Consider the following 24,245-nt stretch of genomic DNA (forward strand, 5'->3'; position numbering starts at 1 on the left):
TGATGCCGGTGGCGCTGTCCTATGTCGGCGTCGGCGCGAAGGCGGCCGAGCGCGCGCTGAAAATCGACACCCGTGCCGAAGGGCACAAAGGCTTTGGCAAACTGTGGGACATGCTCGATCGCTTCACCACCCGCAGGTGGGCGACCGGGGCGGTATTGGTCGCGGTACTGATGGGCATTGGCGGCTTCATGGTCAGCCTGCAACTGAAGATCGGCGATCTGGACAGTGGCGCACCGGAGTTGCGGGCCGACTCGCGCTACAACCGTGACAACGCCTACATCACCAGCCACTACGCACTGTCCAGCGACCTGTTCGCGGTGATGATCAAGACTCCGGCGGAAGGTTGCCTGAACTATCAGACCCTGGTGTTGGCCGACCGCCTGGCCTGGGAGCTGCAGCAGTATCCCGGCGTGCAAGCCACAACATCGCTGGTCAATGCGGTACGGCAGATCACCGCCGGCACCTACGAGGGCAACCCCAAGCTCAACAGCATCCAGCGCAACCAGGACGTGCTGAACTACGCGGCGCAACAGGCCTCGGTCAACGCCCCGGAGCTGTTTAACACCGATTGTTCGCTGATGCCGGTGATTGCCTACCTCAAGGACCACAAGGCCGAAACCCTGGACGCCGTGGTGGCCATTGCCGACAAGTTCGCCAAGGACAACAGCACCCCGGACCGGCAGTTCCTGCTGGCCGCGGGCAATGCCGGCATCGAGGCGGCGACCAACATCGTGGTGCGCGAGGCCAACCGACCATGCTGTTGTACGTCTACGCGGCGGTGACGTTGTTCTGCCTGATCACCTTCCGCAGCTGGCGCGCCACGCTGGTGGCCCTGTTGCCGCTGGTGCTGACCTCGATCCTCTGCGAGGCATTGATGGTGGTCATGGGCATTGGCGTGAAGGTGGCGACTCTGCCGGTGATCGCCCTCGGTGTCGGCATCGGCGTGGATTACGCGTTGTACCTGCTCAGCGTGCAGTTGCAAAACCAACGCCAGGGTCTTTCGTTGTCCCAGGCTTACCGCAACGCGGTCGCGTTCACCGGCCGGGTGGTAGGGCTGGTGGGCATCACCCTGGCCGCCGGTGTGGTGTGCTGGGTCTGGTCGCCGATCAAGTTCCAGGCCGACATGGGCATCCTGCTGACCTTCATGTTCCTGTGGAACATGCTCGGGGCGTTGATCCTGATTCCAGCCCTGTCGTACTTCCTGCTGCGTCACTCCGTTGCGCAAGCCCCTGTGGCGCAAACGGTTAAAACCGGTATATCCCAACGTCAGGACATGCCACATGCCCTGACCACTTCCGAGTAAGCAACGATGTCTGACTACAAAGCCCCCCTGCGCGATATGCGCTTCGTGCTCAATGAAGTGTTCGAAGTCTCCAGGCTGTGGAGCCGATTGCCGGCCCTGGCCGAAGTGGTGGACGAAGACACCGCCGGCGCCGTCCTGGAAGAAGCCGGCAAGCTCATTGCCGAGGCCATCGCGCGCTGAACCGCAGCGGCGACGAAGAAGGCTGCACCTGGCGCAACGGCGCGGTGAAGACCCCGACGGGCTTCCCCGAGGCCTACCAGGCCTACGCCGAAGGCGGCTGGGCCAGTGTCGGTGGTGACCCGCAGTTCGGTGGCATGGGCATGCCCAAGGTGATTTGCGCCCAGGTCGAGGAAATGCTCAATTCGGCCAACCTGTCGTTCGGCCTGTACCCGATGCTCACCGCCGGTGCTTGCCTGTCGATCAACGCGCATGCCAGCGAAGCGCTGAAAGCCGCCTATTTGCCGAACATGTACGCCGGCGTCTGGGCCGGTTCCATGTGCCTGACCGAACCCCATGCCGGTACGGATCTGGGGATCATCCGCACCAAGGCCGAACCCCAGGCCGATGGCAGCTATAAAGTCAGCGGCACCAAGATCTTCATCACCGGTGGCGAGCACGACCTGACCGAAAACATCATTCACCTGGTGCTGGCCCGGCTGCCGGATGCGCCGCCTGGCCCGAAAGGCATTTCGCTGTTTCTGGTACCCAAGCTAATGGTCAATGCCGACGGTTCACTGGGCGAACGCAACAGCCTGTCCTGCGGTTCGATCGAGCACAAGATGGGCATCAAGGCCTCGGCCACCTGTGTGATGAACTTCGACGGCGCCACCGGCTGGATCGTCGACGCGCCGAACAAGGGCCTTGCCGCCATGTTCACCATGATGAACTACGAACGCCTGGGCGTCGGCATCCAGGGCCTGGCTCTGGGCGAGCGCTCCTACCAGAACGCCGTCGAATATGCCCGCGACCGCCTGCAGAGCCGTGCGCCGACCGGTGCGCAGCACAAGGACAAGGCCGCCGACCCGATCATCGTGCACCCGGACGTGCGGCGCATGCTGCTGACCATGAAAGCCTTGAACGAGGGCGGCCGCGCCTTCTCCAGCTACGTGGCGCTGCAACTGGACACCGCCAAATTCAGCGAAGACGCCGCCACCCGCCAACGCGCGCAAGAACTGGTCGTCCTGCTGACGCCGGTGGCCAAAGCCTTCCTCACCGACATGGGGCTGGAAACCACGGTACATGGCCAGCAGGTGTTCGGCGGCCACGGCTACATCCGCGAGTGGGGCCAGGAGCAGCTGATCCGCGATTGCCGCATCACCCAGATCTACGAAGGCACCAACGGCATCCAGGCACTCGACCTGCTGGGTCGTAAAGTGCTCGGCAGCGGCGGGGCGTTCTACAAACACTTCGCCGACGAGATCAAGGCCTTCACCGACAGTGCCGAGGCTTCACTGGCAGAGTTCGTCGAGCCGCTGACGGCTGCCGTCACCAACCTGCAGCAGATGACGGTCGAGCTGTTGGAACGTGCCAAGGACGACCCGAATGAGGTCGGTGCGGCTTCGGTCGAATACCTGCATGTGTTCGGCTATACCGCTTATGCCTATATGTGGGCCCTGATGGCACGTACCGCGCTGTCCAGGCAGGATCAGGAGGTTTTTTACCGGAGCAAACTGGGGACTGCGCGCTTTTTCTTCGCGCGCCTGTTGCCGCGGATCTACTCGTTGACCGCTTCGGTCAAGGCCGGCAGCGAAAGTCTGTACCTGCTGGATGCCGATCAATTCTGATGCGCTCACCCGTGAATCGCGCACCCGGTTTCAAGGCGAAAAAGCGTCGTCGTTGTCGATGGTTTGCGTTGTGACAGGTCAAGTCTGAACTAAGCTTTCCATGTGCTTGCGGTCTTTGCATCTCCCTGTTGATTTCAGGGATGAAGCCGCTTGAAACACTCAGACGAAAACTCCGTGTGGAGCACCGACCATGTTTGGCGCGCGCGATCTGCCAATACACCCTGTGGTTCGTTCTTCTGCACGCTCAGCGCTGATCATCCGCGCCGTTGTGGCGCTCGCGCTGGCGCTTTTCACCGGCGCTGGTCATGGCGCAGCCGAGGAAAAACCGTCCCCTCAGGCACCACAGCGTGAGCAATTCACCCTCTCGCTCGATACCGCCATGAAACCCTGGACCGGCGATCTCGACGGGATGATCGATCGACAAATCATCCGAGTGCTGACGGTTTACAGCAAGACTTTTTATTTTGTCGACAGAGGTGCCCAGCGCGGTACGACTTACGACTTTTTTCGGGTATTCGAGGAGGATCTGAACAAGCAACTGGCCAAGGACAACAGGCTCAAACACAAGGCTCTGAAAGTGCGGGTGGTGTTGATTCCGGTCGCACGGAATGAACTGCTGCCGGCGCTGGCTGCCGGCAAAGGCGATATTGCGGCGTCCAACCTGACCGTGACTGAGGAGCGCAAGCACCAGGTTGACTTTTCTTTACCTGTGTATCGCAACGTCAGCGAAGTGGTGGTCTCCGGTGCCGACTCGCCTGCGGTGTCCAGCGTGGACGAATTGGCGGGGCAGGTGGTCTTCGTTCGCAAGTCCTCCAGTTATTACGAGAGCCTGACAGCCCTCAACCAGCGCTTCGCCAACGAGAACAAAGCACCGGTCATCCTCAAGGAGGCACCGGAGGCTTTGGAGGACGAGGATCTGATCGAGATGCTGAACGCCGGCATGATTCCGCTGATCGTGGTGGACAAGCACAAAGCGGATTTCTGGAAGAAAGTGTTCCCGACTATCACGGTGCACGAAGACATCGTCTTACGCTCCGGCGGCGACATTGCCTGGGCGATGCGCAAGGGCAGCCCGCAGCTTAAGGCGGTTACCGACGATTTCATTGCGCGTCACGGTCAGGGTACCGCCATCGGCAACATGATCCTGGCGCGATTTTTTAAAAACGATAACTATGTGAAGGCTGCCGTCTCCGAGTCGGAACGCAAGAAGTTCAGCGCATTGGTGCAGTACTTCCAGCGGTACGGGGACCAGTACGATGTGGACTGGATACTGATGGCCGCCCAGGGATACCAGGAATCCCGACTGGATCAGGCCGCCAAGAGCAAGGTCGGCGCCATTGGCGTCATGCAGGTCATGCCCGCCACCGGCAAGGAACTGGGGGTCGGCAACATTGCTCAGGTCGAGCCGAACATCAACGCCGGCATCAAGTACATGCGCTGGATGATCGACCAATATTACGGCAAGGAGCCCATGACCAATCTGGACAAAGCCCTGTTCGCCTTTGCTTCTTACAACGCAGGGGCGGGCAAAATATCCAGGCTGCGCAAGGAAGCCGTTACCCGCGGACTCGATCCGAACGTCTGGTTCCACAACGTCGAGTACATTGCCGCCGAGAAGATCGGCGCGGAAACGGTGACCTACGTCAGTAATATCTACAAGTACTATATTGCCTACCAATTGCTCATTGAAGCCCAGGCGGCGAAAGAAGAGGCTGCGCAGAAGCTCAAGGATCAGAGCAAGGCTGCGTTGTGACGGGGCCGCGTGGTCTAGACAGAGGATGACAGCATGCAAGGCACAGAAGCGCAAAAGCGGGCACGCGTGCTGGATCCGGTCGAGCGCATTACGGAAGTGATCTTTGGCCTGCTCATGGCGATGACCTTCACGGGCACGATGAGCGTGGCGACGGCGGGCCAGGAAGCGGAACGGACGATGATGATCGCCGCGCTGGGTTGCAACCTCGCTTGGGGCCTTGCGGATGCCGTGATGTATCTACTGCGAACGCTGATCGAGCGCACTCGCAACCGTACGCTACGGATCAGCCTGCGCGGTACGGCCGACGCAGCCACCGGCCAGGCGCTGATTGCCGATGCGTTGCCTCCTCGTATTGCAGCAGCGGTGGGTACGGATGAGCTGGAGTCGCTGCGTCGCCGCGTGCTCGAGTATTCATCCATACCCTTGCCGCCACGCCTCGGCTGGGATGATTTCAAGGGTGCCGTGGGTGTTTTCCTGCTGGTGGTGTTCTCGACATTCCCATTGGTCGTGCCGTTTCTGTTACTCGACCGGACGGACCTTGCCGTACGTGCCTCTAACCTGGTCGGACTCGCGGTGCTGTTCATCGCCGGTTGGTTGCTGGCGAAATACGCCGGCGCAAAACCGTGGCAAGGCGGTGTTGCGTTGGCAGTCACCGGTGCTGTCCTGATCACGGCAATCATCGCGCTCGGTGGATGACTTGTTTGTATGCAGAGTATTCACTCGTGCGTCAGGTGTGCGGCTCTTTACTATTGAGCCTGCCCTTTCGCCTGGATCACCCTCAATCCCAATAAAGCCAGAACAGCAAAGCCTGCCCCCATCAAGAAGGTGCCCTGGAAGCCTACCGTATCCCACAGCGCCCCGGCGATCACACTGGCCAGCAGCAAGGTCAGCCCGGTCAACAGATTGAACATGCCGAAAGCCGTCCCGCGCAGTTCGGCCGGGGCGCGGTCGGCAACCAGGGCGGCGAATATCCCTTGGGTAAAGCCCATGTGCAGCCCCCATAACACGACGCCAACGACCAGACCACCGATACCCGGCGCGAAGGCCAGCGTCAGATCGGCAGCGACCAGCAGTAACAGACCTGCGCCGAGCACCGCCACGCGGCCGACCCGATCAGACAGGGCGCCTGCGGGATAGGCTGACAGTGAGTACGCCACCCCCATCAGCACCAGCACCGCTGGCGCCCACATCGGCGCCAGCCCGACGTCGTGACCGCGCAAGATCAAAAAGGCTTCGCTGAAACGCGCCAGGGTGAACACCGCCGCGACACCGACCACCCACCAGTAGCCGGCGCCCAGTCGGGCCAATTCCCGCCGGCTCAAAGGCGCACGCACCCCGCGTTTCCCTGGCGCTTGCTTGGGCTCATGTACAAACACCAGCAGCACCGCGACGGCAAGGAAGGCCGGGATGACGGCCACCCAGAACACCGTCTGGAAGTGGTTCGCGGTCAGCCACATCAAGCCGATCGCCAGCAACGGCCCCAGGAATGCCCCCACGGTATCCAGCGTCTGACGCAGGCCGAAAGCCGCCCCCCGAATGGCCGGTGGCGTGATATCGGCGACCAGCGCATCGCGTGGGGCGCCGCGAATGCCTTTGCCGATACGGTCGATAAAGCGCGCACCGATCAGCCAGTCCAGCGAGCCCGCCAGGGGAAAGATCGGTTTGGACAGCGCCCCCAGTCCATAACCCAGCGCCGCGAGCAGTTTGCGCTTGCCCAATCGATCACTGAGTGCCCCGGAGAATACCTTGGTGATCGAAGCCGTCGCCTCGGCGATGCCCTCGATCAGGCCACCGCCAGAACGGAAGTACCCAGCACCGTCACCATGTAGAGCGGCAACAAGGCATGGATCATCTCCGAGGAGATGTCCATCAACATCGACACGAAACCCAGCGCCCAGATGCCGCCAGGCATGGTGCGCCAGCCGGTGCGGGTTGACGTCTTCTCGACCGGCGCGGTAGCCGACATGTCACCCGACGGGTCAGTGGTTTTCATCATGAGCCTCGAAAATGGGTTTGGCATGGCATCCAGCGCCACTTTGCACGGCTCAGTCAATCAGTCATTTACAGGGGAATGCCTCTCGGTGTGCCTGAATCGCCAGTGCCACTTCCGGCAGGTTCAACTGATTGGGATGGGCCTCCAGATACTTGACGACGACGCCCACGCTTTCCTTGTTGTTCACTGCCCGTGGAACGCAGATGCGTTGTTCTTTCGGCAAGAGGTCGGCGTATGCGCTCAGCGTCTGGCGAACGCCCTGGACCAGCCCGATGCACAACCCGCTTTCAAAAGCACTGTAGTCGTCAGTTGGAATCTTCTGACCGATCATTTTGCACGCCATCAGCAAGTTGTTCCCGTCTGCCAGGGCCTGACCACACCCCAGCAGCGATACCCATGCGACCAGTCCGATTCGTATGATCAAAAGTGCATTCTCCCGTGACTCGGGAGAGGCTAGCCGGTGCGATCGCGATATTGAAGGACCTATAAACATAAGCGATTACCGCATAAGTTTTTCGCAAGGCTCTCCGTGCCAATAGCCAGTTTTTGTATCAGTTCCGGCCGCGGTGTTGGCTCGATCATGTCCGCCGCGCGCCATAGTCGACAGTAGAGTCTTGGTTGATCAACCAAGTTTAGTTTCAAGTACAAAAAAAGGGCCGTGAGGCCCTTTCTTATGGAAAAGATGAACAACTTGTCTGGCGAGGCCAGCGTCTCGACCAGATACACCACCGGGGTTTCAGTCGTGGGAACCGACCGGCTTTATTTGCCCCTATCTTTCGGAATCATTGGCACTGCGCACAGTCCACCGACAACTACTGCACCGGACAGGTGTCATGGACAGCATGGACCCGGTTGGCTCGGCGCTGATGGCCGCGCGTGCCCAGTTCGCCATCACCATCAGCTTTCATATCGTGCTGGCCGCCCTTACCATCGGGCTGGCCAACTTTTTGCTGGCGCTCGAAGCGCTGTGGCTGTGGCGTGGGCAACAGGTCTACCTGGACGTTTATCGTTACTGGCTGAAAGTATTTGCCCTGACCGTGGCGGTGGGCACCGCTTCGGGCCTGATACTGGAGTATCAGTTCGGACTCAATTGGTCGCGACTTTCAGCCAGGGCGGGTGACATCCTCGGCCCCTTGATGTTCTACGAAGTGCTTGCCGCGTTTTTTCTGGAAGCGGGTTTTCTTGGCATCATGCTCTTCGGTTTGAAGAAGGTCGGCCCCAGGATTCATTTCTTCTCCACCTGCGCAGTGGCCCTCGGCGCACTGATCAGTGCATTCTGGATCCTGTCCGCCAATTCCTGGATGCAGACGCCCGCCGGTTACACCCTGGGCATCGATGGGCGCTTTGTGGCCGAAGACTGGTGGGCGATTATCTTCAATCCGTCGTTCCCTTATCGGCTGGTGCACATGACGTTGGCCGCGTTCCTTGGCACCGCCACGCTGGTGGCCGGGGTCAGCGCCTGGCAATTGTTACAGGCGCCCCGCAACCCGCGAGCACGCCTTCAATACTCCATGGCGTTGTGGGCGCTTGTCGTGCTTTCACCCCTGCAAATAGTGGCGGGTCACCTGCATGGTCGGCACAGCCTCGAGGTTCAGCCACAGAAGATCGCCGCGGTCGAGGCCTCCTGGACTCGTCCGGCCCAGGGTGAGGGGGAACCCCTGCGCTTATTCGCCATTCCATACATGGCGCAGCGGCGCCAACCATTTGGAGGTGGCGATTCCGCGCCTGGGTTCGCTGTACCTGCGGCATGACCTGAGTGGCAGCATCGCCGCTCTGGATGAATTCCCGCCGCAGGACATCCCACCGGTGCCCGTGGTGTTTTTTGCCTTTCGCCTCATGGTCGGCCTGGGCCTGTTGATGCTGGGGCAGGGCATCGCCAGTCTGGTGCTGCGCTGGCGACAACGGTTATACGCCGCGCGCTGGCTGCTCCGATGGGGTGTGCTGATGGCCCCGGCCGGTTTTCTCGCGATGCTCAGCGGCTGGGTGGTGACGGAGGTGGGCCGCCAACCGTTCACCGTCTATGGCTTGCTGCGCACCGCTGACAGCCTGTCGTCGGTGTCCCGACAGCAGGTGGTCGGGTCGACGTGGGTGATCCTGGGGTTCTACCTGCTGATATTCGGCGTTGGCCTCTGGGTGCTCCTGCGAATACTGCGTGACCCTGCGCACAAGGATGAGCCGGGGCCGCAGCCTGAGCTGGCTGACGAGACAGGCGATCCCTGAGGGCATGCGACATGTTGGACAATGATGTCTTGACCCTGCTTTGCGCGGCAGCCCTCGGGTTCTCGGTATTGAACTACGTCTTGCTGGACGGCACTGATCTTGGCGTTGGCGTGCTGCTGGGCCTGACCCGCTGTAGCCGGCAGCGACGGACCATGGCGGTGACCATTTTGCCGATCTGGGATGCCAATGAAACCTGGCTCGTCTTGGGCGGCGGCGGCCTGTTCGCCCTGTTTCCGCTGGCCTACGCCGTCCTGCTGCCGGCGCTTTACCTGCCTTTTATCCTGATGTTTCTCGCGTTGATTCTGCGCGCGGTGGCGTTGGAGTTTCGTGACTACGCGAGCAGCGACAGGCTCAAGCGGGGTGTCGATGGCTTGCTGGCAGCGGGGTCACTGCTCGCCGGTGGATCGCAGGGGATGGTGTTGGGTACGCTTGTGCAGGGCGTGCCCCATCAAGGCGGTCAGTACAGTGGCGACGGCTGGGAGTGGCTGGCGATGTTCCCGCTCTACTGTGGTGCGGTGCTCGTGGTGGGCTACACCTGGCTGGGCGCCTGCTGGCTTTACTGGCGTACCGAAGAAGAACTGCAGCAACGATCGGCCCGCCAGGCGAAGGTGCTGGCCAGCGTAACCGTGTTGCTGTTGACCGTGCTGGTGGCCTGGACTGCGACACTGGATGCCCGATACCTGCATCGGCTGTCAGACCCTCTCATCTGGCTGCCCGCCGCCGTGTTGCTGGTTGCACTGCCGATCAGCTTCGTCCTGGGCTTTCGCAGCCGCCGACACTATCTGCCCCTGTTCGCGGCATTGGCAATCTTCGTGCTGGCGTTCGTCTTGATGATCGCTGCGCTGTACCCGCTGATCGTTCCCCCGGATCTGACGTTGCAGGCTGCCGCCTCCAGCCCGGCCAGCCAACTGTTCATGCTGGTCGGTTTCGCCGTGCTGATACCGCTGACGCTCCTATACAACACTTACGGCTTCAGGGTCTTCAGCGGGAAGGTCCGTGCCGAGCGTGATTGACCGCAACCGAGCGACGCGGTTTGTCATGAAATGTGATGGCGTTGTCGTTTGATGAGATGCGACCGGACCGCCTGCAGCTTACATTCCAATCAACGTAATCGCCGTAGTGCACCCAGAACGCTGATTGGAGAAAAAAAGCATGGCCCAAGTCGTACGATTTTATGAAACCGGTGGTCCCGAGGTTCTTCGCTTTGAAGAGGTCGAGGTCGGCGAGCCCGGTCCTGGTGAGGTTCGGCTGCGTCACGTAGCGGTCGGCCTCAACTATGCCGACACCTACTTTCGCAATGGCACTTACCCGATCCCGATGCCGAACGGCATGGGGGTTGAAGCGTCCGGCGTGGTCCAGGCCATCGGCGCAGGGGTGACCAACGTACAGGTGGGCGACCGCGTCACCTACACCGGTTTCCTCAACACCCTGGGTGCCTACAGTACCGAACGCCTGATCCCGGCTGCACCGTTGATCAAACTGCCGGAAAGCATCTCGTTCGAGACTGCGGCGGCCATGACCATGCGCGGCCTGACCGCTTCGTACCTGATGCGCCGCATCTATGACTTCAAGCCCGGTGACACCATCCTGCTGCACGCTGCCGCCGGTGGCGTCGGCCTGATTGTTTCGCAGTGGGCCAAGCTGTTGGGCCTGACCGTGATCGGCACGGTGTCCAGCGAGGCCAAGGCCGAGGTGGCCCGCGCTCATGGTTGCGACCATGTGATCAATTACAGCCACGAAGACTTTGCCAAGCGCGTGCGTGAGTTGACCGACGGCGTCGGCGTCAATGTGGTGTTCGACAGTGTTGGCAAGAATACCTTCATGGGCTCGCTGGACTCGCTCAAGCGTCGCGGCCTGTTGGTCTGCGTCGGTACCGCCTCCGGCCCGATTCCTGAATTCAACCCGGCGCTGTTGGCGATGAAAGGTTCGCTGTTCGTGACTCGCCCGGCACTGGCGGATTACATCGCCGACCCGGCAGAGAAGGCCGAACTGGCCGGTGAGCTGTTCGACCTGGTCGGCAGCGGCAAGATCAAGATCGAGATCAACCAGCATTACAGCTTGCAGGATGCCGTGCAGGCGCACCGTGATCTGGAATCGCGCAAAACCACCGGTTCATCGATCTTCGTCATCTAAGGAGGTCTGCCGCCATGCAAGTCGAACAACTAACCTGCAGCATTGGCGCAGAGCTGATTGGCGTCAAACTGGCTGACGCCGTCCATGACGATGGCCTGTTCGCCGAGATCCGCGTCCAACTGCTCAAGCATCGGGTGCTGTTCCTGCGCGACCAGGACATCACTCGCGCCGAGCATGCGGCCTTTGCCCGACGCTTCGGCGAACTGGAGGATCACCCGGTCATCGGCAGCCACCCGGATCACCCGGGCCTGGTCCAGGTCTACAAGAATCCGGACAGTCCGATCGACCGTTACGAGAACTCCTGGCACACCGACGCCACCTGGCGCGAGGCGCCGCCGCTGGGCAGCGTGCTGCGTTGCCTGGAGTGCCCGCCAGTCGGTGGCGACACCATGTGGGCCAACATGGTGGAGGCTTACAAGCATCTGCCGGACGAGATAAAGGCGAAGATCGAAGGTCTGCGCGCCCGTCATAGCATCGAGGCGACCTTCGGTGCGGCGATGCCGATCGAAAAGCGCCTGGCGCTCAAGGCCCAGTACCCGGACGCGGAGCACCCCGTGGTGCGCACTCATCCGGAGACTGGCGAAAAGGTGCTGTTCGTCAACTCCTTCACCACGCACTTCACCAACTTCCACACGGCCCAGCGAGTGCGTGTCGGCCAGGATTTCACCCAGGGCGCGTCCGAGCTGCTGCGTCACCTGACCAGCCAGGCGCACATTCCGGAGTACCAGGTGCGCTGGCGCTGGAAGCCCAACAGCATCGCCATCTGGGACAACCGCAGCTCGCAGCACTACGCCGTCATGGATTACCCGCCGTGCCATCGCAAGATGGAGCGCGCCACGATCATGGGCGACAAGCCCTACTGAGCAACTTCACCTGCACCCATGCCAAAGCCTGCGCCGTACAGCCTGTCGGGCAGGCAAAAACAAAAATAGGAGATAATCATGCAGTTTTTCGACGATTCCCTGCACCCGGACACCATGGAAAAAGTGGTGATTACCGTCGCCCCTTACGCTCCCCAGTGGATGCCTGGCGACTTTCCGGAAGACATTCCGCTGACCATGGACGAACACGTGCAGGCGGCTGTCGACTGCTATGAAGCAGGCGCCACCGTATTGCACTTGCACGTGCGTGAACTGGACGGTAAAGGGTCCAAGCGCCTGTCCAAGTTCAACGAGCTGATCGCCGGTGTGCGTGAAGCCGTGCCGGACATGATCATCCAGGTCGGCGGTTCGATTTCCTTTGCGCCTGAAGGCGAGGGCGCCGATGCGCTGTGGCTGTCCGACGATACCCGGCACATGCTGGCGGATCTGACGCCCAAGCCCGATCAGGTCACCATCGCCATCAACACCATTCAGATGACGATCACGGAGCTGCTGTTTCCGGAAGGCATTGAAGGCACCTCGCTGTTTGATCCGGCTACCCACGCCGCCTATACCGAAATGACCGTACCGGCAGGTCCGGCCTTTGTCGCCGAGCACCTCAAGCGCCTGCAGGCCAGCAATATCCAGCCGCACTTCCAGCTGACCGGCATCCATGCCTACGAGACCCTCGAGCGCCTGGTGCGCAAGGGCGTCTACAAGGGCCCGATGAACCTGACCTGGATCGGTATCGGTGGCGGTTTCGACGGTCCGAACCCGATGAACCTGATGAACTTCATCAATCGCGTGCCGGACGGTTGCACCTTGACTGCCGAGTCGTTGCTCAAGAACGTGCTGCCACTCAACACCATCGCCATGGCCATGGGCTTGCATCCACGCCTGGGTAACGAAGACACCATTATCGATCAGCACGGCAAGCGTTTCTCGTCCGTGGAGCAGGTCAAGCAGACGGTGCGCATTGCCAACGAGCTGGGTCGTGAGATCGCCAGCGGCAAAGAGGCGCGCGACATCTACCGTATCGGCGTGCAATACGAGACCATTGAAGAAACCCTGTTGGCCAACGGCCTGGCGCCGAATCGCAAAGCGGGACAGAAGGGCGTACCACAGCGCGGGTGATGCGGAGGGCGGGGCAGGTCGCTGAAGGGAGCCTGCCCCGGCCAACCTGATACGCGTTGAGCAAGACCAAAACAATAACAAGACGGGTGCAAGACACCGAGGAGGCAGCATGGCCTATCACAGCACTGTGGACGATGCAGAAGATACTTCAGTTGGCATTCCGCGCAAGTACGCATGGGCCGTATTCGCACTGACCTTTGGCTTGTTGATCTCAGATTATATGTCACGGCAAGTACTCAATGCCGTGTTCCCGATTCTCAAGGGCGAGTGGGCTCTGAGCGACGGCCAGCTTGGCCTGCTCAGCGGCATCGTGGCCTTGATGGTCGGTACGCTGACCATCCCCCTGTCACTGTTGGCCGACCGCTTTGGCCGGGTCAAGAGCCTGGCACTGATGGCCTTGCTGTGGAGCCTGGCCACGTTAGGCTGCGCCTTGGCCGAGAACTACGAGGAGATGTTGATCGCGCGCTTCATGGTCGGCGTCGGCGAGGCGGCCTACGGCAGTGTTGGCATTGCCGTGGTGGTATCGGTATTTCCCAAGAACATGCGTGCGACCCTCGCCAGTGCCTTCATGGCCGGTGCCATGTTTGGCTCGGTGCTGGGTATCTCCCTGGGCGGGGCGATTGCCGTCAAGCTGGGCTGGCGTTGGTCGTTCGCCAGCATGGCGCTGTTTGGCCTGGTGCTGGCGGCGATTTACCCGATCGTGGTCAAGGAAGCCCGCATTGCCCCGCAGCGCCTGGCCGCGGCCGGGAGCAAACTCAAGGGGACGGTCAAGCGTCCGCTGCGTACCTTGTACGGCACCCGTTCGGTGATCGCCGCTTACGTGGCCAGCGGTCTGCAGACGTTCGTTGCCGGCAGCATGATTGTGTGGATGCCGAGCTACTTCAACCGTTATTACGGGATGGGCGAGGGCAAGGCCGGCGTCGTGGCGGGCGTCATGGTGTTGTGCTGCGGCGGCGGGGCGATCATGTGCGGCATGCTCAGTGACCGCCTGAGCCGTCAATCGCCGTTGCGCAAGATCGAGCTTTCCATTGCGTTCTGCCTGGGCAGCTGCCTGCTGATGTCGCTGGCGTTGATCCAGTCGGTCGGCCCTCTCCAGTTGGCACTGATCGGCATGGCCATGCTGTTCGTGACGGGCACCAACGGCCCGACCATTGCCACGATCGCCAACCTGACCCACTACAAAGTGCATGGCACCGCTTTTGCCGCCCTGACCCTGGTCAATAACATGCTCGGCCTGGCCCCGGGACCTTTCGTCACCGGCAGGGTGTCCGACCATATCGGCCTGCACGGCGCCTTCCAGCTCATACCGCTGATGAGCATCGCGGCAGCGGCGGTGTTCTTCTATATCCGCTGTCACTATCTCGACGACATTGCCCGTGTGCAGGGCAAGGATGTCGATGACGCGTCCACTAAAGCCGTGATGGAGGTGTCGTCGTGAAGGGGATCCTGCGTATTGATGCATTTTTCGACTTCATCTGCCCCTGGTGCCTGATCGGCAAGCGTCAGCTCGAGCGCGCACTCATGGCGTTGCGCAGCAGCCACCCGGACGTCGAGCTGGAGCTGGCCTGGCATGGCGTGCAACTGCTGCCGCATTCAGCCGGCGCAGGGCGTGCCCTTTGTCGAGTTCTACCGCCAGCGCCTGGGCAGTGCCGAGGCCGTGCAAGCGCGCCAGGCGCAAGTCCGGCAGGCCGCGGCGGCCGTCGGCCTGAGCATCGACTTCAGTGGCATCAAGACTATGCCCAATACCGCCGATGCCCATCGCCTGATGGAATGCGCCTCTGAACTGGGGAGCGTGGCGCAGCGTGACGCCTTGCTGGAACGGCTGTTCGCCGCCTACTTCGATCAAGGCAAGGACCTTGGCGACAGTGCCACCTTGCTGACGATCGCCGAGTCCTGCGGTTACCCGCGCGAGGCCCTGGTCGACTGCCTGGAGGGCGCTGGCAGTCCCTACGACGACAGCGGGATGGGCGCCAGGGGCGTGCCCTATTTCATCTTCAACCGTCGCCAGGCGATCTCCGGTGCACAGCCGGCCGAGGTGCTGTTGCAGGCGGATGCAGCAAGCCCTTGCGCAAGACGCGGCCGGGAGTCCGGCATGAGCCTGCGCATTGCGGTACCGGCCGAGAAAGTCCCGGCACCAGGCATGCGCTCGCTGTTCGAGCCCGAGGGCAGCAGCCTGGCGCTGTTCAATGTCGGGGGCCAGCTCTACGCCATCGACGACAGCTGTCCGCATCAGGGGGCCTCACTCTGTGGCGGCCGCCTCGAGGGCAAGGTGATCCAGTGCTGTGCCCACGGCCTGCGCTTCGACCTGGCCAGCGGCTACATGCTCAATTCAACCGCGGTGAAGGTTGCCAACTACCCGGTCGAAGTGATCGACGGCCAAGTGTTCATTGTCATCGCTTCCAAGGAATCCGCCGTATGAGTGCCATTGCCCTGGCCTATGTTCATTGCCGTGCGCGCGAACTGGCCCCCGGTTTTATCGTCAGCCTGATCGTCGCCGCCGCGGCGAGCTTCCTGTCCGAGCACTACGGTGCGCCGGTGATGCTGTTCGCGCTGCTGCTCGGCATGGCGCTGAACTTTCTGGCAGGCGATGGAAAATGCAAGGCCGGTATCGAGTTCACCGCCCGCACCGTGTTGCGCATCGGGGTAGCGCTGCTGGGCATGCGCATCACCCTGGAGCAGATCGCTGCGTTGGGCTGGAAACCGGTCGCGCTGGTCGTGACCCTGGTCGCGGTGACCATTATCGTCTCGATGGTGGCGGCCAGGGCCATGGGGTTCCAGCGGGTGTTCGGCATGCTCACCGGTGGCGCTACGGCGATCTGCGGTGCCTCGGCAGCCTTGGCGCTGGCGGCGGCTTTGCCCAATCATCCACAGAAGGAACGCGCCACCCTGTTCACCGTGATTGGCGTGTCGGCCCTGTCGACCATGGCCATGATCGTCTACCCGATGATCGCCAACTGGCTCGAACTCAATCCCCAGCAGGCCGGGGTGTTCCTCGGTGCCACCATCCACGACGTTGCCCAGGTCGTGGGCGCCGGCTACGGTATGTCTACCGAGACGGGCGATACCGCCACCGTGGTCAAGTTGATGCGCGTGGCCATGCTCCTGCCGGTGATTGTCTGCGCGGCGATGATGTCCCGCATGCAAGGCGGCGACCTGCCCGGCAAACGACCGCCGTTGCTGCCCTGGTTCGCGGTGGGCTTCCTGATACTGGCGTGCGTCAACAGTACCGGCTGGATCGTCCCGGCAGTGCAGGGCTTCACCAACGAACTGTCGCGCTGGTGCCTGGTGATCGCCATCAGCGCCCTGGGCATGAAGACCCAGCTCAAGGAGCTGGCTGCGGTGGGTATCAAGCCGATCCTGCTGATGGTGGGGGAGACCGTCTTCCTCGTCGTCCTGGTGCTGCTGCTGATGCACTGGGGCTTGTAAACAGATGCTCTATTGGGGGTAGCACGCCTGCGCGCACAGCTCGAGCGTGAGTCAGGCGTCGCACCCCCGGATGCGCTCCTTTTGCGGTCGCCTGCTCCAGCAGGCGGCCGTTTTTTTTTCGGGGACACGGTCCCCTGTAGGAGCTGGCTTGCCAGCGAAGGCGCCCCGACAGCCGACCCGTGTTTTGCGGATGTACCCGATCCCTGTAGGAGCTGGCTTGCCAGCGAAGGTCGTTAACGATAACGCGTACGGTCTGGTGAAACGCGGGGCATTTGAGTCCATTGCCAGCAAGCCGGCTCCTACAGGTCTCAGCTGTCTTTGCGCGGCACGATCTTGCGTTCGCTGCGCCAGGCGGCAGGTGGCATGTTGAATTGGGAAATGAACCAGCGCGTGAATGAATTGGGCATGGAGTAGCCGAGCATGTCGGCGATCCGTCCCAGCGAGTACCCGGGGTTCTCCAGGTAGCGCACCACCAGGTCGCGGCGCACGCTGCTGATCAATTCGCTGAAACTGGCGCCTTCTTCATCCAGGCGGCGCTGCAGGGTGCGCACGTTCATGCCGTGGCTCTGGGCGATCTGCGCAATGGTCGCGCGGCCCATGGGCAGCAACAGGTAAATGGATTTGCGCACGTCGAACGCCAGGGAATGGCCGTTTTTTCCCATCAGGGACGAGTCGAGGTAGCGTTGCGCGTGTCGGGCCATGGCCTCATTGGCCAGGGGGTTGGCGGTGTCGAGGTTGCTGGCGGGACAAACGATGCCGTTGAACTCGCAGCCGAACTCCACTTTGCAGCCGAAGATCCGTCGATGCACGGAAAGGTCCGCCGGCGCGTCATGGGTGAAACAGACACTGGTCGGGTGCCAGTGCGCGCCGAGCAGGGCGGCGCAAAAACGGTGCATCACGGCAACGGCCAGCTCGATGGATTGGCGGTTGTTCGTGCCCATATCGGTGACCAGTTCCTCGCGAATGATCACCGTCTTGCCGGTTTCCTCGACGAACACCGCCAGTGAATCGTTGAGCAGGTGACGGTACTGCACGATCACTTTCAGCGCGTCGCGCAGGGTGTTCTGGTGACTGAGCAGCAGGCTCACTTCACCAAAGTCCGACAGGTGCCGCAGCTCCGCCATGCGCAGGCCGAAGGTTTCACAGCCACTCAGGTGCGCTGACTTCTCCAGCAGGATGATGCTGGCGGTGGCCGGGATGCGTTGATCGGGATCGCTGAGGAGCGAAGGGGTCAAGCCCACCTCGGCTAAAAGCGCGTTCGCGTTCAGCCCCAGATGGCGAGCCACCTCCTGGTAGTTGGTCAGTACGGCGGTTCGAGCTTGAATGGTCATGGCGTGCATTCATTCCATTTAGTGACAACCGAGGTCCCGCTGGTGCAGCTACCTGTCATTTATAGAGACTTTGTCATGAAATGAAAATAGCTTCGCGCGCAAATCTATTTCTGCGCGGCTGTCATCAAAAGGGAAGTGACTGACGCTAAATGTAACGCGCTCCGACCAGCCGAATCCTACTGTGCTGCTGGAGGGTTCGAACGATTGGCGGACCTTTCGATGGATTGTCCAAAGGTGAATTAGCGCGATGAATGACACCACGATTTTGATAGTTCCAGGCTTGCGCGACCATGTGCCAACGCATTGGCAAACGTTGCTGGAAGCCAAGCTGGACAAGGTCCGCTCAGTACCGCCACTGGAAGCGAACAAGCTCAGCCTGGCCGCACGCGTGGAAGCGATCCAGCGCGAGCTGGAGCAGATTTCCGGTCCGGTGATCCTCGTGGCTCACAGTGCCGGCGTACTGATGGTGGTGCACTGGGCCGCCCTGCATGACCGCCCGATCAAGGGCGCCTTGCTGGCCGCACCGCCGAACCTCGAGGCCAGCTGGCCGGCCGCTTATCCAACCCCTGAAAGCCTGCGGGCCAATGGCTGGGATCCGCTGCCAAAAGGGCCGCTGCCGTTCCCTTCGATCGTCGCGGCCAGTACCAACGACCACCTCGCGAGCCTCGAATCCGTGACCCGGATGGCCGGTGACTGGGGCAGTGAACTGGTCAACCTCGGTGCTGTAGGCCATCTCAATCCCGCCGCCGGATTCGGCGAGTGGCCGCAGGCCGAAGACTTTATCCGCACGCTGGATCGTGGGGTGCAAACAGCTCAATAAAACTGCCTGAAAGAAACTCGCATCACTGCAAGGACCGGATGTGAGTCGTTGTTAGCGCCAAAAAAACAAAAACAACAATAAACGGAGACAACGTAATGCACACCACGCCAGGATACCGTCCTCTGCGTCTCAGCTTGCTGGCCAGCGCCGTCATGCTCGCCACCTTGCCGGCTGCCCATGCCTTTGAACTCGACACCGGCAGTGAAGATTGGGCCGTGCGCTTCGATAACACCCTCAAGACCAGCTACGGTCAACGGGTGGAAGGCCAGAACTCGAAGATCGCCAACGCCTCCAACTACAACGACGGCGACAAAAACTTCAGTGTCGGCAGTGCAGTGACCCAGCGGGTCGATCTGCTGACCGAGCTCGATGTGGTCTACCAGCGGAAAATGGGCTTTCGTGTCAGTGCCGCGAGTTGGTATGACCATGCCTATGACAATGTCGGTTCCAACTCCAACCCGTTCCCAGGGCAGCAGGGCAATGCGGGCAACCTGGTGGCGGCGCGTCAGTCCGGCGCGATCCAGCCTGGCGACTCGCTGAACGGCCACGCTGCAAGCAAGCATGGGCTGAGCAACTACAGCGACCGTTATTACAACGGCCCCTCCGGTGAGATCCTCGACGCCTTCGTGTTCTACAGCACCGAGGTCGGCGAGGAGTCGATGTTCAGCACCAAGCTCGGCCGGCACAACATGTACTGGGGCGAGACCCTGTTCAACGCGGCCAACGGCATCAACTACGGTCAGTCGGCCCTGGACCTGGCCAAGTTGTACAACGTGCCGGGCACCGAAACCAAAGAGCTGTTCCTGCCGCGCAACCAGCTGTCGATGTCGTTCACGGTCAATCCGGAGTTGACCCTGGGCGCGCAGTACTTCCTGGAGTTCCGCAACACCCGTCTGCCCGAGGGTGGGACGTACATGGGCGGCTACGACATGTTCGGTGAAGGCGGGGACGTGTTCTGGCTGCCGGTACCGACGGCGCTGAACGGGGCCGGGGCTTTTTACGGCACCTCGCGCGGGCATGACGTCAAGCCGCACAACGCCGGCGACTTCGGCCTGATGGCCAAGTGGAGCCCGGAATGGCTGGACGGCACCCTGGGCTTCTACTACCGCAACACGTCGGACCCGATGCCGGTGGTGCTCGTCAATGCGCCCAACCTGCAAGCGCCAGGCCTGCCGGGACTCACCGGCGCTGAATACCTGGCCGCTTATGCCGACGACATCGACATCTATGGCATCAGCCTGTCGAAGGGGGTGGGCCCGGTCAGCGTCGGTCTCGATGTGAACTACCGCGAGAACATGCCGCTGCTGAGCAACTTCACCACCATCAACCCGACCTTGAGGGGGCAGGCCGATCAGGGGCTGGTCAATGGCGACAACCTGATCGGTGCCGTGCCGGGCAAAGGCGATACCGGAACGGCCCGGGGCAAGACGTTCCATGTGGTACTCAACGGCATCGTGAGCTTTGGCAATACGCCGTTGTGGGACTCCTCCTCGCTGGCTGTCGAAGGATCGATGACCCATCTGGTCAGCGTCGACAAGGGCAAGCAGTCCTTCAAGGGCAACTCCAGCTACCACGGGGTCGACAAAGTCGACACCAATGCCTACTCCATCGCGACCAACTTCACCCCGACCTGGTTCCAGGTGTTCCCGGGCGTCGATATGTCCATGCCGATGTCCTACAACGTTGGCCTCAAGGGCAACTCGGCCGTCCAGCTGGGTGGCAGCGAGGACACCGGCAGCTACTCCATCGGCGTCGCCGCGGACGTCTATCAAAAGTACAAGTTCGACCTCAAGTACGTCGATTCCTTTGGTCCTTTCAATACCTGTGAAACCGGATTTGACAACAACACCCCCGGCAGTGGAGGGCAATACCGCTGCATCCCTGGCCAGATCACTTCCCAGGCAGGCCTGGCGCCCCTGCTGAAGGACCGCGGGATGATCACGGCTTCGTTCAAAACCACCTTCTGATTGACACCCGGATTACAACAACAAAGTGGAGAGAATTCAGATGAAATTCCTAAATAGCATGCTGGCAGCATCCCTGGCGGCCGTCATTGCCGGCCAGGCCCATGCGGCCGTGTCGGCGCAGGAAGCCGCCAAGCTGGGCACCAGCCTGACCAACGTGGGCGCGGAGACGGCAGCCAATGCCGATGGCTCGATTCCTGCCTACACCGGCGGGCTGACTACCGCTCCAGCCGGCTTCAAGGCGGGCGACGGCATGCGTCCGGATCCCTTTGCCGACGAGAAGCCGCTGTTGGTCATCGATGGCAAGAACGTCGATAAGTACAAGGGCCAGTTGACGGCCACCACGGCCGAGCTTGCCAGGCGCTATCCCACTTTCCACATCAATGTGTTCCCGACCCACCGCACTGTCGCCCTGCCTCAGGCGGTGCTGGACAACAGCTTGAAAAATGCCACCGGTACCAAGGCCCTCGATGGCGGCCTGTCCATCGATAACCTGCTGCCCGGCGTGCCGTTCCCGATCCCGACCTCGGGCAGTGAGGCCATGTGGAACCACCTGCTGCGTGTCGGCGGCAATCGCAATGTCAAATATGACTCCTGGAACGTCGACTCGGCGGGTGTACCGACACTGTCGACCACGGCGCTGTCGTTCTCGAACTACCCGATCTACGACGACATGTCGAAGCCGTTCAAGAGCACCGACGTGTTCTTCCAGATGAAGCTGTATTACACCGGTCCCGCGCGCCGTGCGGGCGAGGCGATCATGCTCAAGGATACAGCCAACCCCTTGGCGCAGCCACGCCGCAGCTGGCAGTACTTGCCTGGCCAGCGCCGCGTGAAGCTGGCGCCGGACCTGGCCTATGACACGCCTAACCCGGGTACCGGCGGTGCCGGTACTTACGACGATGTGTTCGTGTTCAACGGTGCACTGGATCGCTTCGACTGGAAACTGGTGGGCAAGCAGGAAATGGTGGTGCCGTACAACACCTACAAGCTGACTTACGCAGTGGACGCCAAGCAGCTGACAACCCCCAACCACATCGCACCCGACTATGTGCGCTGGGAGAAGCACCGCGTCTGGGTGGTGGAAGGCACGCTCAAATCCGGTTCGCGCCACATCTACCAGAAGCGCCGCATGTACCTGGATGAAGACAGCTGGATCGCTTTGGCTTCCGACCAGTATGACTCGAGCGGCAAGCTCTACCGTGGCTCCTTCGCCTTCCTCAGCCAGAGTTACGACAAAAAGATCCCGGATGTCTCGCCTTTCATGATCTACGACCTGGTGGGTGGCTCCTACAACATCAACGGCATCACGGGCGCCTACGGCGGCATCAAATACATCGAGCCACTGTCGAAGGCGCAGTGGGCGCCGGATGCACTGGCAGGGTCCGGTATCCGCTAAGCGGCAGACGATGAAAGTCCGGGGCGATCCCTTGTGGTCCCCCGGCAGAGTGACTGGAAGATGGACGGCCGGAGCGTCGTTCATCTTGGGTTACCGATTCCGACGCCGGCCTGTACCTCGTGTGCTTTGCGGGTGTCGTTCTCTTAGAAGGTGCGGTATGGGTTCCTTGAAAAAGTTCGTGCTGATGCTGCTGTGCTCAACGCTGATGCTGTTGCAGGGTGTCGCTCACGCAACCAGCTATGTGGATGTACTGGATCTGCCGGCCAAGCCGAGTCCGTTGGCCGTGCGTAGCCCTTTGATTGGCATCGCCCGTGCGGGTGAGCGCCTGGTCACTGTCGGCCAGCGTGGCCATATTCTTTATTCCGATGACGCTGGCAAGCACTGGTCGCAGGCCAGTGTTCCACTCAGCAGTGACCTGACGGCGGTGTTTTTTCCGTCTGCCCGGCAGGGCTGGGCAGTCGGCAACGATGGGGTCGTGTTGCACAGCGGCGATGCCGGCGCGACCTGGAGCAAGCAGCTCGACGGTCGCCTGATCGGCGCCGCGGGTGGTCAAGCATTATGCGGGCGCTGGCCAGTGCGACCCGGCCAACGAGCAATGGCCGCTGCTGGTCGCCGAAGGTGAGCGGCTGGTCGAGCAGGGGGCGGACAAGCCGTTCCTCGATGTGTGGTTCGCCAACGACAAGCTGGGCTATGTGGTCGGCGTGTTCAACCTGATCCTGCGCACCGAAGACGGTGGCCAGAGCTGGACACCGTTCCAGGATCGCACCGACAACCCGCAAGGCTTTCACCTCAACGCCATCGCCTCCACCGGTGACGCGCTGTACATCGCCGGCGAACAGGGCTTGCTGCTGAAGTGGGATGACACGCAGCAGCGCTTCGCCGCCGTGCCGACGCCTTATCAGGGCAGCTACTTCGGCGTGGTCGGCAAGCCCGGTGAAGTGCTCGTCTATGGCCTGGGCGGCAATGTGTTTCGCAGCACCGATGGTGGTCTCAGCTGGACCCCGCTGGCGAGTGGCCTGCAGGTCAGCATCACGGCAGCGATCATCAATGACCAAGGGCAGTACGAGCTGTTCACCCAGGCTGGACATGCGCTGGTCAGTCAGGCGGGCGGTACGCGGCTGCAGTTGCTGGCACAGCAGGATCCGACCCCTGTGGCCGGTGTGAGCCAGGCCGCCGATGGTTCGCTGGTAGTGGTGGGTAGCCGTGGTGTACAGGCACTGTCGGTCAAATAAGAAAAATTACTGCGAGTACCCAGACATGGGCAATATCAAGCAAGACACCATGCCGGTCATCCGCGATCTGCGGGACTTCGATCGGTGCTCCGGCAATCGGTTGGAGCGGCTGGTATTCAACTACCGCCCGCTGTTCATGGTGCTCATGACACTGGTCACCCTGGTGCTGGGCTATATGGCGGTGACGCGTCTGGAGCTGCGCCCCAGCTTCGAGAAAATGATTCCGCAGAGCCAGCCGTACATCAAGAACTTCCTGGAAAACCGCCAGTCGCTGCGCGGCCTGGGCAACTCGGTGCGGGTGGTGGTGGAAAACACCCAGGGCGATATTTTCGACCCGCACTACCTTGAGGTCCTCAAGCAGGTCAATGACCAGCTGTTCCTCACCGAAGGCGTCGACCGCGCCTGGATGAAGTCGCTGTGGAGTCCAGGCGTGCGCTGGACCGAAGTCACAGTGCAAGGTTTTCAGGGCGGCCCGGTGATGCCCGATACCTACAAGGGCTCGCCCTCGGACATCGAACAGCTGCGGCAGAACATCAGCCGTGCCGGCATTGTCGGCAGCCTGGTGGCCAGCGACTTCAAGTCCACCATGTTGATCGTGCCGCTGCTGGACAAGGCCACGGCCACGGGGCAGCGCATCGACTACCACGCCTTTTCGCAGATGCTCGAAACGCAGTTGCGCGACAAGATCGAATTCGCCGGCGACAGCGCGACCCACAAGGCCGGGGAGGAGGGCAAGGGCCACTACAAGATCCGGGTGATCGGTTTCGCCAAGCTGATGGGCGACCTGATCGACGGGCTGATTCAGGTGATGATGTTCTTCGGCCTGGCCGTGGTCACCTCGCTGCTGATCATCTATTGCTACACCCGCTGTGTGCGCAGCACTTTGCTGGTGG

Annotated in this window: 16 protein-coding genes and 6 pseudogenes; 19 read left to right on the forward strand and 3 right to left on the reverse strand. The window is 61.5% G+C overall.

Annotation, left to right across the window (positions count from 1 at the left end; translation table 11 throughout):
• The 4 genes and pseudogenes from BZ163_RS04935 to BZ163_RS04950 form a co-directional block, all read left to right on the forward strand.
• A pseudogene (locus BZ163_RS04935) lies at nt 1–1,303 on the forward strand (RND family transporter); the annotation flags it as partial.
• Nucleotides 1,304–1,309: 6 nt separating this feature from the next.
• A pseudogene (locus BZ163_RS04940) lies at nt 1,310–3,087 on the forward strand (acyl-CoA dehydrogenase C-terminal domain-containing protein).
• A 190-nt stretch (nt 3,088–3,277) separates the two neighbouring features.
• Nucleotides 3,278–4,840 carry a lytic transglycosylase F gene (locus tag BZ163_RS04945; RefSeq protein ID WP_128870004.1) on the forward strand — a complete coding sequence of 521 codons (1,563 nt, stop codon included), beginning with the start codon at nt 3,278–3,280 and terminating at the stop codon, nt 4,838–4,840.
• Nucleotides 4,841–4,873: 33 nt separating this feature from the next.
• A complete protein-coding gene (locus BZ163_RS04950) occupies nt 4,874–5,536 on the forward strand; it encodes a hypothetical protein (protein WP_128870005.1) in 663 nt (220 codons plus the stop codon).
• 50 nt (nt 5,537–5,586) lie between these two features.
• Here the strand turns inward: BZ163_RS04950 and BZ163_RS04955 are convergent.
• A pseudogene (locus BZ163_RS04955) lies at nt 5,587–6,806 on the reverse strand (MFS transporter).
• A 91-nt stretch (nt 6,807–6,897) separates the two neighbouring features.
• On the reverse strand, nt 6,898–7,257 hold the full coding sequence (locus BZ163_RS04960) for a Rap1a/Tai family immunity protein (RefSeq protein ID WP_128870006.1): 360 nt from the start codon (nt 7,255–7,257) through the stop codon (nt 6,898–6,900).
• A gap of 409 nt (nt 7,258–7,666) precedes the next feature.
• Between BZ163_RS04960 and BZ163_RS35400 the strand changes: the two genes are divergently transcribed.
• The 10 genes and pseudogenes from BZ163_RS35400 to BZ163_RS05005 all read left to right on the forward strand — a co-directional run bounded on the left by BZ163_RS35400 (nt 7,667) and on the right by BZ163_RS05005 (nt 16,606).
• A complete protein-coding gene (locus tag BZ163_RS35400) occupies nt 7,667–8,584 on the forward strand; it encodes a cytochrome ubiquinol oxidase subunit I (RefSeq protein WP_256578945.1) in 918 nt (305 codons plus the stop codon).
• Nucleotides 8,544–9,053, forward strand: coding sequence for a cytochrome ubiquinol oxidase subunit I (locus tag BZ163_RS35405; RefSeq protein ID WP_256578946.1), 510 nt, complete (start codon nt 8,544–8,546; stop codon nt 9,051–9,053). Before BZ163_RS35400 ends, BZ163_RS35405 begins: the two co-directional genes overlap by 41 nt.
• 11 nt (nt 9,054–9,064) lie before the next feature.
• Nucleotides 9,065–10,066 carry a cytochrome d ubiquinol oxidase subunit II gene (gene cydB, locus BZ163_RS04970; RefSeq protein ID WP_128870007.1) on the forward strand — a complete coding sequence of 334 codons (1,002 nt, stop codon included), beginning with the start codon at nt 9,065–9,067 and terminating at the stop codon, nt 10,064–10,066.
• Between the two features lie 139 nt (nt 10,067–10,205).
• On the forward strand, nt 10,206–11,186 hold the full coding sequence (locus tag BZ163_RS04975) for a quinone oxidoreductase (RefSeq protein ID WP_128870008.1): 981 nt from the start codon (nt 10,206–10,208) through the stop codon (nt 11,184–11,186).
• Nucleotides 11,187–11,200: 14 nt separating this feature from the next.
• Nucleotides 11,201–12,049, forward strand: coding sequence for a TauD/TfdA family dioxygenase (locus BZ163_RS04980; RefSeq protein ID WP_128870009.1), 849 nt, complete (start codon nt 11,201–11,203; stop codon nt 12,047–12,049).
• 78 nt (nt 12,050–12,127) lie between these two features.
• A complete protein-coding gene (locus tag BZ163_RS04985; protein WP_128870010.1) occupies nt 12,128–13,180 on the forward strand; it encodes a 3-keto-5-aminohexanoate cleavage protein in 1,053 nt (350 codons plus the stop codon).
• Between the two features lie 109 nt (nt 13,181–13,289).
• A complete protein-coding gene (locus tag BZ163_RS04990; protein WP_128870011.1) occupies nt 13,290–14,618 on the forward strand; it encodes an MFS transporter in 1,329 nt (442 codons plus the stop codon).
• Nucleotides 14,615–15,276 (forward strand): annotated as a pseudogene (locus BZ163_RS04995) (DsbA family oxidoreductase). Before BZ163_RS04990 ends, BZ163_RS04995 begins: the two are co-directional and overlap by 4 nt.
• On the forward strand, nt 15,273–15,599 hold the full coding sequence (locus BZ163_RS05000; RefSeq protein WP_128870012.1) for a Rieske 2Fe-2S domain-containing protein: 327 nt from the start codon (nt 15,273–15,275) through the stop codon (nt 15,597–15,599). The pseudogene BZ163_RS04995 and the gene BZ163_RS05000 overlap by 4 nt, the downstream one beginning before the upstream one ends.
• Nucleotides 15,596–16,606, forward strand: coding sequence for a YeiH family protein (locus BZ163_RS05005; protein ID WP_128870013.1), 1,011 nt, complete (start codon nt 15,596–15,598; stop codon nt 16,604–16,606). Before BZ163_RS05000 ends, BZ163_RS05005 begins: the two co-directional genes overlap by 4 nt.
• 308 nt (nt 16,607–16,914) lie before the next feature.
• Here the strand turns inward: BZ163_RS05005 and BZ163_RS05010 are convergent, their stop codons facing one another.
• The gene (locus BZ163_RS05010; RefSeq protein WP_128870014.1) at nt 16,915–17,937 is read right to left on the reverse strand and encodes an AraC family transcriptional regulator; all 1,023 of its coding nucleotides are present in this window, start codon (nt 17,935–17,937) and stop codon (nt 16,915–16,917) included.
• Between the two features lie 247 nt (nt 17,938–18,184).
• Here BZ163_RS05010 and BZ163_RS05015 point away from each other — a divergent pair, with 247 nt between their 5' ends.
• From BZ163_RS05015 to BZ163_RS05035, 5 genes and pseudogenes are all read left to right on the forward strand, one after another.
• On the forward strand, nt 18,185–18,757 hold the full coding sequence (locus tag BZ163_RS05015) for an alpha/beta hydrolase (RefSeq protein WP_128870015.1): 573 nt from the start codon (nt 18,185–18,187) through the stop codon (nt 18,755–18,757).
• Nucleotides 18,758–18,852: 95 nt separating this feature from the next.
• The gene (locus BZ163_RS05020) at nt 18,853–20,724 is read left to right on the forward strand and encodes a DUF1302 domain-containing protein (RefSeq protein ID WP_128870016.1); all 1,872 of its coding nucleotides are present in this window, start codon (nt 18,853–18,855) and stop codon (nt 20,722–20,724) included.
• Nucleotides 20,725–20,764: 40 nt separating this feature from the next.
• A complete protein-coding gene (locus BZ163_RS05025; protein ID WP_128870017.1) occupies nt 20,765–22,120 on the forward strand; it encodes a DUF1329 domain-containing protein in 1,356 nt (451 codons plus the stop codon).
• A 157-nt stretch (nt 22,121–22,277) separates the two neighbouring features.
• A pseudogene (locus tag BZ163_RS05030) lies at nt 22,278–23,352 on the forward strand (WD40/YVTN/BNR-like repeat-containing protein).
• A gap of 25 nt (nt 23,353–23,377) precedes the next feature.
• A pseudogene (locus tag BZ163_RS05035) lies at nt 23,378–24,245 on the forward strand (RND family transporter); the annotation flags it as partial.

It is taken from the genome of Pseudomonas sp. VI4.1 (assembly GCF_002029345.1).
In the GTDB taxonomy this organism is placed as follows: Bacteria; Pseudomonadota; Gammaproteobacteria; order Pseudomonadales; family Pseudomonadaceae; genus Aquipseudomonas.